The organism is Pleomorphomonas diazotrophica (assembly GCF_002844595.1).
In the GTDB taxonomy this organism is placed as follows: Bacteria; Pseudomonadota; Alphaproteobacteria; order Rhizobiales; family Pleomorphomonadaceae; genus Pleomorphomonas; species Pleomorphomonas diazotrophica.
In genome coordinates, this window is sequence record NZ_PJNW01000002.1 from 119,409 (window position 1) to 133,164 (window position 13,756).

The following is a 13,756-nucleotide window of genomic DNA, read 5'->3' on the forward strand; positions in this document are numbered from 1 at the left end:
CCCGGCATTTATCGCGGTGAGGCGGATGCTTTCCATGTAGCCTTTAGGCGTTCTTGGTGAAGCTTCGGGTGATCAGCTTGACCGCCTCGCGCAGCCAGAGCACCGAGCTTGCGACGGCGGCACAAAGCAGCCAGTCGGCCGCGCTGAGAGGCGTGGTGGAAAAGGCCTGTTGCAGGAAGGGGATGTATACGACGAAGGCTTGCAGGAGGAGAGAGACGCCCACGGCGACCCACAGCCAGCGGTTCGCGATCACGCCCCGGAAGGCGCTCGCGTGGTCGGAGCGGGCGTTGAACACGTTGAAGAGCTGGAACAGGGTCAGCGTCGTGAAGGCCATGGTCTGGGCGTAACTTATGGTGCCGCTGCCTTCGATGAGGCCGCCGGGTAGCGAGGCGTCGAGCACGGCGAGCGTGCCCACGGCCATCACCAAGCCCACGAGCACGATGCCCGCCCACATGGCCGGGGTTATGACGCTCTCGTCCCGCGGGCGCGGCGGTTCGCGCATGACGGCGGTCTCCGCCGGGTCGACGCCGAGCGCCAGTGCCGGCGCGCCATCCGTGACAAGGTTGATCCACAGGATCTGGGTGGCGAGCAGCGGCAGGACGATGCCGTCGGCGCCCGACGGGGTGAGCCCGATCGTCCCGGCCAGCAGAACGCCGAAGAACATCGTCATGACCTCGCCGATGTTCGACGACAGGAGATACCGCAGGAACTTGCGGATGTTGGCGTAGATGGCACGGCCTTCCTCGACCGCCGCGACGATGGAGGCGAAGTTGTCGTCGGCCAGCACGATGTCGGCCGACTGCTTGGAGACGTCGGTTCCGGTGATGCCCATGGCGATGCCGATGTCGGCGGTCTTGAGGGCTGGGGCGTCGTTAACGCCATCGCCGGTCATGGCGACCGTCTTGCGATGCCGCTGCAAGGCCTTGACGATGCGGAGCTTGTGTTCGGGGCTGACGCGGGCGAAGACCGACACCTCCCGCACCGTCTCGTCGAGCGCGTCCTCGGTCATCGCCTCCAGTTCGGCGCCGGTGACGGCGCGGCCGTCGGAAAGGCCGAGCTCGGCGGCGATGACGGCTGCGGTGACCGGATGGTCGCCGGTGATCATGATAGGACGGATGCCGGCCGCCTTGGCCCTGACGATGGCCGCCTTGGCCTCGTCGCGCGGTGGATCGATCATGCCGACGAGGCCGAGAAAGACCAGGTCGCGCTCGACGCCGTCGTCGAAGGCCTCGGCCGGCGCACCCTCGTGGGGCAGGGTGCGGAAGGCAAGGCCGAGCGTCCTGAGCGCCTCGCCGGCCAGACTGTCGTTGAGAGCGGCGATCTCCTGGCGCCGTTCCTCCGACAGCGGCCGCGCCTCACCGGCTACCAGTTCGTGCGAACATCGTTCGAGCAGCACATCCGGCGCGCCCTTGGTGAGAACCCGGAGCCGCCCCGGCTTGTCGCTGTCGGTGTGGACCGTGCTCATCAGTTTGCGTTCGGAGGAGAAGGGCACCTCGCCGACGCGATCGAAGCGGGCGTCGAGCCCTTCCGGCTCCAGGCGGGCCTTGCGGGCGGCCACGATCAACGCCCCCTCGGTCGGGTCGCCCTCGATCGACCAGCGACCATCCCGCTCCAACAGCACGGCGTTGTTGGCGCGGTCGGCGGCGACCAGCGCCCGCAGCGTTTCGTCGAGATGATCGCCGGCGAGGGCATCGCCGTCATTGCCACTGAGGTCGCCTTCCGGGGCGTAGCCAGTGCCGCTGAAGGTGGCCCTGCCGCTCGCCGTGACCACCACGCGCACCGTCATCTCGTTGCGGGTGAGCGTGCCGGTCTTGTCGGAGGCGACGACATTGGCCGACCCCAAGGTTTCCACGGCGGCGAGATGGCGGACGATGGCGTTGCGCCTCGCCATCCGCTGGACGCCGATGGAGAGCACCGCCGTCACGATGGCCGGCAGCCCCTCGGGGATGGCGGCCACCGCCAGCGCCACGCCGAGGATCAGCACGTCGAAGATCGCCGAGAGGCCGCGCACGTGCTCGACCAGAAGGATGGTGCCGATCATCACGACGGCGATCACCACGACGATGGCTCCGAGGAGACGACCCACCTTGTCGAGCTCCCGTTGCAGTGGCGTGGCCTCCTCGGATGTGCCCTCCAGCATGCCGGCGATGCGGCCGATCTCCGTGGACATGCCGGTTGCCACGACCACGGCGCGACCACGCCCATAGGTCGCCGCCGTGCCCGAGAAGATCATGTTGGCGCGGTCCCCGAGCGGGACGTCGGAGAGGATCGGCGCGACGGTCTTCACCACCGGCAGGCTCTCGCCGGTCAGCGGCGCCTCCGCCATCTGGAGCGAGACGGCCTCGATCAGCCGGGCGTCGGCCGGGACCGTGTCGCCCTCCTCGATGAGGATGATGTCACCGGGAACGATGTCGGTCGCCGGCACGCTCTGACGCGTGCCGTCGCGCAGCACGGTGGCGTGCGCCGCCGACATCTTCTGCAGCGCGGCGACCGCCTGTTCGGCGCGGGATTCCTGGAGATAGCCCATGACGGCGTTGAGGATGACGATGGCGAAAATCGCCATGGCCTCGAAGGGCATGGCGGAGTCGCGCTCGTAGAGCCAGAGACCGGCCGACACCAGCGCGGCGGCGAGCAGCAGGGCGACCAGAACGTTGGCAAACTGTGCCAGGAACTTCTTCCAAGCGGGCACTGGCGCTTCCTCGGCGAGAGCGTTCGACCCGGCCTGCCGCAGTCGCTCCTCCGCCTCCTCCCCGGCAAGGCCGCGTCGTGCGTCGGTGCGGAGATCAGCGAGAACCTCATCGGCCGTCCGCATGTGGGGGACGGTGGCTTCGGTTCGAGACAATGCGCTGTCCATCCCCAGCTCCGATCTGCGACCGGCAGCGCCCGGTGCATCGGGCCTGTCCGCTCGGCTTCTCAACCCTATCGGGATATGGCGACGACAGCCATGGTTTCCAGGGGGCTGCCAAAGCAAAGCCCCGCGCTTTGGGCACGGGGGGCGTCACTGACCGGAGATTGCGTGGCCGTCAGGCGGCCTTGAGGTTCAGGACGAAGGTCTCGACCTCCCGCCGCAGCGTTGCCGAGTTGCCGTTCATGGCGTCCGACAGGCCCATCAGTTGGGTGGCGGCGGCGCCGGTCATCTCGGCGGCGGTGCCGACACCGGAGATGTTCTGGTTGACGGCAGCGGTGCCCTGAGCGGCGCGCTGGGTGTTCTGGGCGATCTCGCTGGTGGCCGCGCCCTGCTGCTCGACCGCGCCGGCGATCGCCTCGGCCGCCGTCTGGATGGTGTCGATGGTCCTGACGATCTTGGAGATGGAGTCGACCGCGACGCCGGTCGCCGACTGGATCTCGGTGATCTTGCTGTTGATCTCGGTGGTTGCCTTGGCGGTCTGATCGGCAAGCTGCTTGACCTCGGCGGCAACGACGGCAAAACCCTTGCCCGCTTCACCGGCCCGCGCCGCCTCGATGGTGGCATTGAGCGCCAGGAGATTGGTCTGGGCGGCGATGTTGCTGATCAGCTCGACGACCGTGCCGATCTGCTGGGCCGACACCGACAGCGACTGGACATTCTTGCTGGAGGCGGCCGCTTCTGCCGCCGCTTCCTGGGCGATCTTCGAGGAGTTGGTCACCTGTTGCGAGATCTCTCCGATCGACGCGGTGAGTTCCTCGGTACCGGCGGCCACGGTCTGGACGTTGGTCGATGCCTCTTCCGACGCACCGGCGACCGACTGGGCCTGCCGCGCCGTTTCCTCGGCGGTGGCCGAGAGATTCTTGGCGGCGTCGGCGACCTCGATGGACGATCCGGAGAAAGAAGCGGAGAGGTTTTCCATGCGCTCCACAAACTCGTCGGTCAGATCTGAGCGACGCTTCAGCTCCGCCGCTTCAGCCGCCTTGATCGCCTCGGCGGCGTGCCGGGCCTCCTCGGCCAGCTTGAGGGCGGAGCGGAACTCTTCGAGGCTGTTGGCGATCCGGCCGATTTCTTCCTTGCGATCCCGGTTCTCGATGATCACGCCATAGTCGCCGTCCTGCATCGCCCGCATCTGCCGCAGCAGAAGCGCCAGCGGCTGCACGACGGACCTCCGCATGCCGACGATCGCGATGCCGCCGATGATCAGCGTCGCAAGCAGAATGCCGGCGAGAGTGAACCAGATGGTCTGCGTGACCTTGGCGTGGTTGCTGGCGATCTGAGCGTCGACGTTCTTCAGGACCTCTTCGTTGAAGGCCACCGTATCCTGCTGGATCTTGTTGATGGCCGGCTGGCAATCGCTGATCAGCAGTTGGAGCGCCTTGGCGGTTACTTGAGGGTCGGTGCTGGCGGACAAGCTCACCACTTCAGCGCAGGTGCCGGTCAGCACGGTCTTGATCCGATCGGAGAAGCCATTGATCTCACTTGCTTGCTGGGGAAGACGCTCGGCCGCGTTGCCGAAGTTGGCCTGCGCGTCGGCAAGCGCCTTGTCACGAGAGGCGGCGGCATCGGCGTTGTCCTTTTCCGTGGTGGCCGCGGCGTTCTTGAACAGCGAGGCCACGACGTCGGACATGTTGCGGTTGGCCCGTGCCATCAGGAACGGCGCCTTGGCATTGTTCTGCAGCAACTCTTCGTAGCTCTGGCTCACCGTGTTGGTCTGCCAGCCGAAGTAGGTGGCTCCCGAAATGGCGACAAGCCCGATCGCGCTGGCGACCCAAACCACTTTGGCGAGCAGGGAAAGATTCTTCAGTGACATCGAGTTCTCCGGTCAAGTACGTACCCAAAAGGCCTGCCGGCGCTTAACAAGGGATAAAGTTGACCCTCTCAGACTCGATGCATTCTGCCGTTCATCCGTCTGCCGTCGGACGACGTGAACGGGGTCTTTCACCTCCTGACGAAAGTGCCAATGCCTCGCAATTTCATTTACTGCCGATTTTGGGTCCGGCAACCGTCGAGGCGCTTCAGAGCTGCGACCCTCTTCGAGAGACTGCCTTTTTGAGCGCTGGCGCGAACAAAGCGCCACGCCGGGTGTTGTAGCCCTCTCGCCGTCGTCTGGCGCCCCGTTTGCTCGGCTCACGCCTGCTCGCCGGCGATCAGACATAGGAGGCTCACGATGCAGAAACGCGCGATCTTGTTTGCCATGGTGCTCATCGCGCCCGCGTCCGCTTCATTCGCCCAGGAGGCGGCGAGCGGCGACGTGGCGGTTCTGCCGCAGGCTTGCCGCGCCGCCATGATGTCCGCCGACCACACGATGGCCGGACCCAGCGCGGCCGGCAACGGCGGCGCGGAGGCTTCCAAGGCCATGCCGGGCATGGACATGACCAAGCCAGCCGACGATGCGGCCATGGGCGGTGCCCAGCAGGAGGCCCTCGACGCCGTCAACCGCATGCACGAGCCTATGATGGCGGCGGCCAGGATCGCCGACCCCGATCTCGCCTTCAACTGCGGCATGCTCGTCCATCATCAGGGGGCGCTCGACATGGCGCGGATCCAGCTCAAATACGGCAAGGATGCCTGGAGCAAGACGATGGCCGAGATGATCATCAATGCGCAGACAAAGGAAATCACCGAGATATCGGCGCATGTCGAGGCGATGACCAAGCAGTAGGCCAGGAGTGGCGCGGCCGGCGGAACACCGCCGACCGCGCTCCTTTGTCAGCCCCGATCGGGCTCGACGCTGGCAAACACCGTGGTGCTGCCATCCTTGCCGATCAACAGCACGTCGTAGGGCTCGGCATCGGCGTCGGCGCCCATGCCGGGCGAGCCGAGCGGCATGCCGGGAGCGGCGAGGCCGACGGCGTCGGGCTTCTCGGCGAGCAGCCGATCGACCAGTGCGGCCGGCACGTGGCCCTCGATGGCGTAGCCACCGACCATGGCGGTGTGGCAGGAGACGGCATCGTCGGGAATGCCGACCTCCTTCTTCCTGGCGGTGATCGCGTCATAGTCCAGTTCGGTGGCGTTCACCTCATAGCCGGCGGCCTGCATGTGGCTGATCCACTCGTGGCAGCACATGCAGCCTTCGTTGAGCACGACGTCGACCTTCTGGCCGGCGGCGCCGGCAAGCGAGGTGGACGCGGCGAGGACGATGAGGGCGAGGAGTTGGGATTTCATGGTTTTGCCTGTGATGCTGTCTGAACGGTCGCGGCGCGCGGTCGGCGCCTGCGACGACAGGGAATATGGAAAATAGTGAACTGGAAGCCGCTCAGGCGCGCGGCGGTTCCAGCAGTGGCCTCGGCGACCGGCCTTCGAGTTCGCCCATGATGCCGGACGGGGCGGCAAAGAGCTCGGCGGTCTGGGCAAGGGCCGGCGAAGCCGGCAGCAGGGCGGGGGCGATCATCGGGCAACCCAGGCCGAAGCATTTGTTGCCCAGGCTCGCCTTGTCGGCCGTGACGCCTCGGTCCTTGTCGCAACAGTCATGTTCGCTATCGGCGGTCATCGCCATTTCCGCATGCGCAGCAGCCACGGGCAGCACGATGCTCCGGCCGGCCAGAAGGCCGATCAGGGCGGCGGCAACGAGAACGAGGCGGAGAGCGGCGAGAAAGCGCATGCTGGCAGTCTCGCATCCTTTGATGCATCTCGCCAGCATGGATTGATGCGGATGGCCAAGGCCATGCTTTTGCCGCAGAGGCGCTATCCGCCGCAATTTGCCCCTCTTTTCTTGGCCGTCGCTCCTGATAGGCTCGCGCTCAGACCATCGATCCGGAGAGCCCGATGCGCGTTGCCATCTTCAGCACCAAGCCCTACGACCGCACCTTCCTGAGCCGGGCCGCTGCCTCGCACGGCCACGAGCTTACCTTCTTCGAGCCGCGGCTCGACCGGACGACGGCGCGGCTTGCCGAGGGCTTTCCGGCCGTCTGCGCCTTCGTCAACGACACGCTGGACGCCGAGGTGATCGCAACGCTTTCCTCCGGCGGCACGCGCATCGTGGCGCTTCGGGCCGCCGGCTTCAACAATGTCGCCCTCGACGCGGCCGAGGAAAAGGGCGTCACCGTGCTGCGCGTGCCGGCCTATTCGCCGCATGCCGTTGCCGAGTTCTCGGTTGGGCTGCTGCTGGCCCTCGACCGACGCATCCACAGGGCCTGGGCGCGGGTGCGTGAAAACAACTTCGCGCTGGAGGGCCTGCTGGGCCACGACCTGCACGGCCGGACGGTGGGCATCGTCGGCACCGGCCGCATCGGTGCGCTGGTGGCGCGCGCCTATCGTCTCGGCTTCGGCTGCGAGGTGGTCGCCCACGACCGCTACGAAGTCGATGATCTCAAGGCGATCGGCGTCACCTACGTGGACCGCGACGAGTTGATCGAGCGCTCGGACATCATCAGCCTGCATTGCCCGCTGACGCCGGAGACGCATTACCTGATCGACGAGGCGGCGATTGCCCGTGCCAAGCAGGGCTTTCTCTTGATCAACACCTCGCGCGGCGCGCTGATCAATGCCGAGGCGGTGATCGGCGGCCTCAAGAGCGGCCGCATCGGTGGCGTCGCCCTCGACGTCTACGAGCAGGAAGCGGACCTGTTCTTCGAGGACCTTTCCAGCGAGATCATCCAGGACGACGTGTTCCAGCGCCTGCTGACCTTCCCCAACGTGCTGATCACCGGCCATCAGGCCTTCTTCACCGAGGAGGCGCTGCTGGCCATCGCCGAGACCACCATGGGCAACATCGCCGATGAGGAAGCCGGCAAGGTGTCGCCCAACCGCGTGCTCAGCGAGAAGGTGGCGGGCAAGGGCTGAGAGGTCAGCCCTTCGCCGTGAGGATGCTGCGGGGAAGGCCGGAGAGGATTTCCGGGCCGTCCTTCCTCAGGATGACGATCTCCTCGAGGCGGCAGCCGAAGCGGCCGGGCAGGTAGATGCCCGGCTCGATGGAAAAGACCATGCCTTCTTCCAGCACGGTTTCCGAAGTGGCGGTGATATAGGGCGGCTCGTGGCCGTCGATGCCCATGCCGTGGCCGGTGCGATGGGTGAAGAACTTGCCATAGCCGGCCTCGGTGATCACCGTGCGGGCGGCGGCGTCGACGTCGCGGGCGAGCGCGCCGGGCTTGGCAGCGGCAAGCGCCGCCTGCACGGCCCGTTCGACGATGGCGTGGATCTCGGCAAAGCCCTGCGGCGGTTGGCCGACCACGGCGACGCGGGTGATGTCGCTCGGGAAGGCGGACTTGATGCCGCCGATGTCGATCACCACCGCATCGCCCTCGGTGATATGGCGGTCGGAGGCGGTGTGGTGCGGGAAGGCACCGTTGGGGCCGCTGCCAACGATCCAGAAGCTCGGCGCCGCGCCTTCCTTGAGGAAATGGTTGCGGATGATGGCGGCGAGTTCGTTCTCCGTCATGCCCGGCTTGAGCGCGGCGACGGCTGCCTCGATCGCCCGGTCGGCGATGGTCGCATTCATCTTGAGGAGATCGTATTCCCGCTCGTTCTTGCGCATGCGCAGACCGCCAAGCGTGTCGGCGGTAAAGGTACGCAAGACGTCGGAGGGCAGGGCATCGAGCACCAGGAGCGCGAAGTCGGCACGCATGGTCTCGTCGATGGCGACTCGGTCGGGCGCGTTGGCGCCGATGGCGCCGAGTGCCTGGCAGAGGGCGACGTGCGGCCCCACTTCGTCGGACCAACGGAAAAAGTCGATGTCGGTGTGCTGGCGCACGTCGTCGGCGTTGAGGGCCGGCATCAGGAAGGCGGTGCCGCCTGGCGAAACGAGCAACAGGCAGGGGCGCTCGTCGGAGGCGGGGGTGAAGCCGAGCAGCCATTGCATATGCGAGCCCGGAGCCACGGCGACGAGGCCGGTTTCGGTCGCGACCATCCGCTCGCGCAGGGCGGCGAGGCGGGTCTGGGTCTCAGGGGTCATGAGGCGGTCCTTGGTGTCCGTCGGCGTCTTCCGGCCGGCTATCGGTCTGTGATTATAGACTTTCGGCGCACATCCACCAACTGCATTGCCGCGTGGCTCCCTTGCGCGGCGGGCATTGGCCACTGATAATCGCGGTTAATTAAGGGGATCCCGGTGGCCGACGAGTTCATCCTTTCCGACGCCGGAACCGGCGCGATGTTGCTGGATGTTGCCAAAGGCAGCGCCTTCGATGAGGGGCGACAGGCGCGGCTCTTGGCGCTCGCCGAGAGCCTTTCCGACGCCCATGGAGTCGAGGACGTCGTGCCGGGCATGAACAACCTGATGGTGACCTTCGATCCGCTTGCAGTCGATGCCGGCGAGATCGAGCGGCGCCTCCTTGAGGGGTGGCACCGCGCAACGCCAATCGAAGACAGTGGGCGGTCGCACGACATCGCCGTTGTCTACGGCGGACCGGATCTTCAGGAGTTCGCGGCCGGACTTGGCCTCTCCGCCGACGACGTGGTCAATCTGCATTCCGCTGGCGCCTACCGGGTGGCGGCGGTCGGCGCCATGCCGGGCTTTCCCTATCTCTCCGGCCTCGACCCGAGGCTTGCGACGCCGCGACGGGCGCTGCCGCGCCAGGGCGTGCCCAAGGGGGCGGTGATCGTCGGCGGCGGGCAGGCCGGCATCATGCCGATCACTGCGCCGTCGGGATGGCATATCCTCGGCCACACCGATTTCACGCTGTTCGATCCGCATCGCGCCTTTCCGGCCACGCTGAGGCCCGGCGACAGGGTGCGTTTCACCATCGCGGGGGTGGAGCGGTGATCGAGATCCTGTCCTCCGGCGCGCTCAACTCCGTGCAGGACCGCGGCCGGCGCGGCCTGTTGTCGAGCGGCGTCTCCCGCTCCGGCGCCATGGATATCCTAGCGCTCGATGCCGCCAACGCGCTTCTGGGCAACGACCGGGATGCGGCGGCGATCGAGGTGGCGGCCTTCCCGTTCCGGATGCGTTTCGACGTGGCGACGACGGTCGCCGTCACCGGCGCCCTTGCCGAGGCGCAACTGGCCGACCGCCGGCTGCCGCCCTGGTGGGCAACGGAAGTGCATGCCGGCGACGACCTGACGATCGCGCCGCCAACGGCCGGTGCCCGCGTCTATGTTGCGGTCGGCGGCGGCATCGACGTGCCATTGCTGCTCGGCGCCAGGGCGACCGAGCTCAAGAGCGGTTACGGCGGCCACGAAGGCAGGGGACTGAAGCGCGGCGACAGGTTGCCGTTGGGGCGTCGTCCCCCCGGAGGGCTGCCGGAGGGTGGCATCGGCGCACCGCCGCCGCCGGGGCGAACCGAGGCCGATGGGCCGTTGCGCGTGCTGCCGGCCGCGGAGTGGGCGGAGTTCTCCGAAGAGGCGCGTGAGCGGTTCGTGTCGGTGGGCTGGGGCGTCACCGCCGAAGCCGACCGGCAGGGGTGCCGGCTCGACGGACCGGAGCTCATGCGCGAGCGGCGGCGCGAGTTGCTGTCGCACGGCATCGTGCCGGGCACGGTGCAGGTGCCGCCTTCGGGACAGCCGATCGTCCAGCTCGCCGAGGCCAACACCTGCGGCGGCTATCCCAAGATCGCCACGGTGATCGAGGCCGATCTCTGGCGCCTCGGCCAGGCGATGCCGGGCGACGCGTTGCGCTTTGCCGTGGTGGGCCGCGACGAAGCGTTGGCGGCGCTGCGCGAGACGGCCCAATGGCTCGACGGGCTGCGAAAGGCGGCGTCGCTCTATCGCGTCTCGTAGAGGGATGCGCCCCAGCCGACGGCCTCGCCATCTGCCGCCAGGGGAGGGCCGAGCGTCAGGTCGGCGGCGGCGATCACCGGCAGCAACAGGCCGTTGGCCTCGACATAGGCGATGGTCTCGCCCTTCCTGACCCGGTCGCCCTCGGCAAAGCGCGGGTTGGTTTGCAATGGATGCCGCGACCGGAAGCGTCCGGGCGACGGGGCAGCGGCGAGCGCCGGCGGTGGCTCGAGTGGGGCCGCTTCGGTTGGCTCCTCGCCGGCGAAGCGGAGTTTCAGCCGGGCCGCGCCGATGCGGATGTCGGCACTGGCAATGCCCCTGTTATCGAGCCGGCGGACGATGGCTTCGATCTCATCGAAGGTCATGATGGATCATCCGGGGCGGCAAGGTGGATGAGCACGGCACCGCGCGTCACCAGCGCGCCGTTCTCGGCGGCAATGGCCGTGACGATACCGGCCCGGTCGGCCTCGACGGGGTTGAGCATCTTCATCGCTTCCAGAAGGCCGACGGTCTGCCCCTCCTCGACGCGGTCGCCGATCTCGACGAAGGGAGGAGCGTCGGGCGACGGCGATCGGTAGAAGGTACCGGTGAGGCCCGCGACGACGGCGTGGTCGTCCGGCAGGGTTGACTCGGGCATAGCGGCGGCTGGCTGGACCATCATGTCCGGCCGTACTTTTCCCTCGCCGTCCTTCACCAGACGAATGTGAATGTCGCCTTCCTCATAGTCGATCTCGTGAAGGCTGGAGTCGTGGAGGAGCGCCACGAGGCGGTCGAGAAGCGCGTCGTACATCATGGCTTGCCCGCAAAGGGGGCGAACGCGACGCCCTCGGCGGCGAGCCGTTCGGCGAGCAGCCGCGCCGTTACCACCGCCGTCGGGCTGTCGCCATGCACGCAGATAGAATCCACCGACGTCGGCAGCGTCTTGCCGCCGACCGAGACGATCTCGCCGGCCTCCACCATGCGGCAGGCCCGCTCCACCGCCTCCGCCGGATCGTGGATGAAGGCACCGGGGCGATTGCGCGGCATCAGGCTGCCGTCGTCCTGATAGCCGCGATCGGCGTAGACCTCGGAGTAGGTGTGAAGTCCGGCGTCGCGAGCGAGCCGCTCCTGCTTGCCGTGGGCGATGGCAAGGCAGGCGAGCGAGGCGTCGACGGCCTTGATGGCCCTGACACTGGCGGCGGCCACGTCGGGATCGACAACCGCGAGGTTGGCGAGCGCGCCGTGCAGCTTCACATAGGCGATGGGGTGGCCGGCCAACGCGGACAACGCTGCCGCCGCGCCGATCTGATAGGCGACGAGCCGCTCGATCTCGCCGGCCGAGTAGGGCAGGACGCGCCGGCCGAAGCCCCAAAGGTCCGGAAAGCCGGGATGGGCGCCGACCGTGACGCCGCCCGCCTTGGCGAGGCGGAAGGTCTCGGCCATGATTTCAGGGTCGCCGGCGTGCAGGCCGCAGGCGACGTTGGCCGAGGTGACCACGTCGAGCAGCGCGGCGTCATCGCCCATGCGATAGGCGCCGAAGCCTTCGCCGAGGTCGGCGTTGAGATCGACGGCGCGGGGTAGGACGGCGGTCATTGCGGCAGCTCCGGGTTCATCCGCGCCAGTATAGGGGCTCGGAGGCCGAACGGAAGGCGCAAGACCCAATCTACCGCTTGGATCGGTAGGAACCGCTGCTGGCATTCGCGCCGGACAGCGGATAGGGTGCGCCGCGCAATCCGCCGGACCCCATCATGACCGAAATGCCGCCGCCCGACCCGCAGGTCCTCACCGAGGACGACAAGACCAAGATTGTCGTGACCGCGCTGCTGTGCATGTTCCTGGCCGCGCTCGACCAAACCATCGTTACCCCGGCGCTGCCGGTGATGGGCGCCTCGCTCGGCGGCGGCGAGTGGGTGTCCTGGATCGTCTCGGCCTATTTCCTGACGGCGACGGCGGTGACCCCGCTCTATGGCAAGCTCGCCGATCTCAAGGGGCGGCGGCCGGTGCTTTACACAGGCGTCGGCATCTTCGTGGCGGGATCGCTGATCTCGGCCATGGCGCCGTCGATGGCGGTTCTGATCGCCGGCCGCGCGCTGCAGGGGCTCGGCGGCGGCGGGCTGATGGCACTCGTCCAGACCATCATCGGCGACGTGGCGCCGCCGCGCGAGCGCGGCAAGTACATGGTCTATATCGCCGGTATCTGGGCGACGGCGAGCATCGCCGGACCGGTGCTCGGCGGTGTCCTTGCCGAATACGTCCACTGGTCGGCCATCTTCTGGCTGAACCTGCCGCTCGGTGCGATGGCCGTGGGACTGTCGCTGAAGCCGCTGTCGCGCCTGCCGAACATTCGCCGCGACCACAAGCTCGACATCCTCGGCGCGCTGATGATCATGGCGGCGACACTGCTGTTCCTCTTGGCGCTGACGCTGGGCGGTCACAGCTATCCCTGGAGCTCGCCGCTCATCCTCGGCATGCTCGCCGTGGCGGCCGGGGCCTTCATTCTGTTCGCCTGGTACCAGTTCCAGCCCGAAGAGCCGCTGTTGCCGCCACGCATCTTCGGCGACCGGGTGATCGCGCTCACCTCGGCGACCGCCTTCCTGGCGGCAGCCGGTCTGTTCGGTTTTTCGGTCTATTATCCGGTCTATCTGCAGCTCATCGAAGGTTTCGGCGCCTCGGCGGCCGGTCTGGCCTTGCTGGGGCCGATGATCGGCTCGGTGGCCGGTTCGAGCATCTCGGCGCGGATCCTGCGCAAGGGCAGCCATTACAAGCGGTTGCCGGTGATCGGCAGCTTCCTGTCGTTGGCATCGCTGGCGGTGGTCGGCCTGCTGGTCGGCGATGTTTCCTTCTGGATGATCGAAGCGCTGGCCGTCCTCACAGCCTTCGGTCAGGGCACGCTGTTCCCGGTCGGCACGGTCATGGTGCAGAACGCCGCCGACCCGCGCGATCTCGGAACCGCCACCGGCGCCTACACCTTCGTGCGCTCGCTCGGCTCGGTCGTCGCCATTGCCGTGCTGGGCGCCATCGTCGGCAGCGCCGGCATCGGCGACCATATCAGCGTTGGCGCGCTGGATCCCGCGGCGAGGGAGACCGCCATTGCCGCCTTCCGCGCGCTGTTCTTTGCCGCCGCCGTGGCGCAGCTTCTGTCGCTGGCGCTCCTGATGCGCATCGAAGAGCGGCCGTTGCGCGGCCGTACGCCACCGCCGGTGGAAGAGTGAGATCCGGCCG

The 13,756-nt window shown here is 67.6% G+C and carries 13 protein-coding genes; 5 read left to right on the plus strand and 8 right to left on the minus strand.

What is annotated here, in order from left to right; all coding sequences use genetic code 11:
• Positions 1-43: 43 nt before the first annotated feature.
• Positions 44-2,854 carry a cation-translocating P-type ATPase gene (locus tag CXZ10_RS01535; RefSeq protein ID WP_101287195.1) on the minus strand — a complete coding sequence of 937 codons (2,811 nt, stop codon included), beginning with the start codon at positions 2,852-2,854 and terminating at the stop codon, positions 44-46.
• Positions 2,855-3,023: 169 nt separating this feature from the next.
• Positions 3,024-4,718, minus strand: a complete 1,695-nt coding sequence (locus CXZ10_RS01540) for a methyl-accepting chemotaxis protein (RefSeq protein ID WP_143741452.1) — start codon at positions 4,716-4,718, stop codon at positions 3,024-3,026.
• Between the two features lie 357 nt (positions 4,719-5,075).
• Between CXZ10_RS01540 and CXZ10_RS01545 the strand changes: the two genes are divergently transcribed.
• Positions 5,076-5,570 carry a DUF305 domain-containing protein gene (locus CXZ10_RS01545; protein WP_101287196.1) on the plus strand — a complete coding sequence of 165 codons (495 nt, stop codon included), beginning with the start codon at positions 5,076-5,078 and terminating at the stop codon, positions 5,568-5,570.
• A 47-nt stretch (positions 5,571-5,617) separates the two neighbouring features.
• On the opposite strand, the gene CXZ10_RS01550 is transcribed toward CXZ10_RS01545, so the two are convergent.
• Positions 5,618-6,073, minus strand: a complete 456-nt coding sequence (locus CXZ10_RS01550; protein ID WP_101287197.1) for a DUF411 domain-containing protein — start codon at positions 6,071-6,073, stop codon at positions 5,618-5,620.
• Positions 6,074-6,164: 91 nt separating this feature from the next.
• Positions 6,165-6,509 (minus strand): hypothetical protein, encoded by a 345-nt coding sequence (locus tag CXZ10_RS01555; protein WP_101287198.1) that lies wholly within the window; start codon positions 6,507-6,509, stop codon positions 6,165-6,167.
• A gap of 164 nt (positions 6,510-6,673) precedes the next feature.
• On the opposite strand from CXZ10_RS01555, the gene CXZ10_RS01560 reads away from it, so the two are divergent.
• Positions 6,674-7,690 (plus strand): 2-hydroxyacid dehydrogenase, encoded by a 1,017-nt coding sequence (locus CXZ10_RS01560; RefSeq protein WP_101287199.1) that lies wholly within the window; start codon positions 6,674-6,676, stop codon positions 7,688-7,690.
• Between the two features lie 4 nt (positions 7,691-7,694).
• Here CXZ10_RS01560 and CXZ10_RS01565 read toward each other — a convergent pair whose 3' ends face one another.
• Positions 7,695-8,798 carry a M24 family metallopeptidase gene (locus tag CXZ10_RS01565; RefSeq protein ID WP_101287200.1) on the minus strand — a complete coding sequence of 368 codons (1,104 nt, stop codon included), beginning with the start codon at positions 8,796-8,798 and terminating at the stop codon, positions 7,695-7,697.
• 153 nt (positions 8,799-8,951) lie between these two features.
• Between CXZ10_RS01565 and pxpB the strand changes: the two genes are divergently transcribed.
• The gene (gene pxpB, locus CXZ10_RS01570; protein ID WP_244617251.1) at positions 8,952-9,605 is read left to right on the plus strand and encodes a 5-oxoprolinase subunit PxpB; all 654 of its coding nucleotides are present in this window, start codon (positions 8,952-8,954) and stop codon (positions 9,603-9,605) included.
• Positions 9,602-10,558 carry a 5-oxoprolinase subunit C family protein gene (locus tag CXZ10_RS01575; protein WP_101287201.1) on the plus strand — a complete coding sequence of 319 codons (957 nt, stop codon included), beginning with the start codon at positions 9,602-9,604 and terminating at the stop codon, positions 10,556-10,558. The genes pxpB and CXZ10_RS01575 overlap by 4 nt, the downstream gene beginning before the upstream one ends.
• On the opposite strand, the gene CXZ10_RS01580 is transcribed toward CXZ10_RS01575, so the two are convergent.
• From CXZ10_RS01580 to CXZ10_RS01590, 3 genes are read right to left on the minus strand one after another with little or no spacing between them, the layout of a single operon-like run.
• On the minus strand, positions 10,543-10,920 hold the full coding sequence (locus tag CXZ10_RS01580) for a biotin/lipoyl attachment domain-containing protein (protein ID WP_101287202.1): 378 nt from the start codon (positions 10,918-10,920) through the stop codon (positions 10,543-10,545). The genes CXZ10_RS01575 and CXZ10_RS01580 overlap by 16 nt on opposite strands.
• The gene (locus CXZ10_RS01585; protein WP_210199821.1) at positions 10,917-11,348 is read right to left on the minus strand and encodes an acetyl-CoA carboxylase biotin carboxyl carrier protein; all 432 of its coding nucleotides are present in this window, start codon (positions 11,346-11,348) and stop codon (positions 10,917-10,919) included. The genes CXZ10_RS01580 and CXZ10_RS01585 overlap by 4 nt, the downstream gene beginning before the upstream one ends.
• On the minus strand, positions 11,345-12,127 hold the full coding sequence (locus CXZ10_RS01590; protein WP_101287204.1) for a LamB/YcsF family protein: 783 nt from the start codon (positions 12,125-12,127) through the stop codon (positions 11,345-11,347). The genes CXZ10_RS01585 and CXZ10_RS01590 overlap by 4 nt, the downstream gene beginning before the upstream one ends.
• A 155-nt stretch (positions 12,128-12,282) precedes the next feature.
• Between CXZ10_RS01590 and CXZ10_RS01595 the strand changes: the two genes are divergently transcribed.
• A complete protein-coding gene (locus tag CXZ10_RS01595; protein WP_101287205.1) occupies positions 12,283-13,746 on the plus strand; it encodes an MDR family MFS transporter in 1,464 nt (487 codons plus the stop codon).
• Positions 13,747-13,756: the final 10 nt, after the last annotated feature.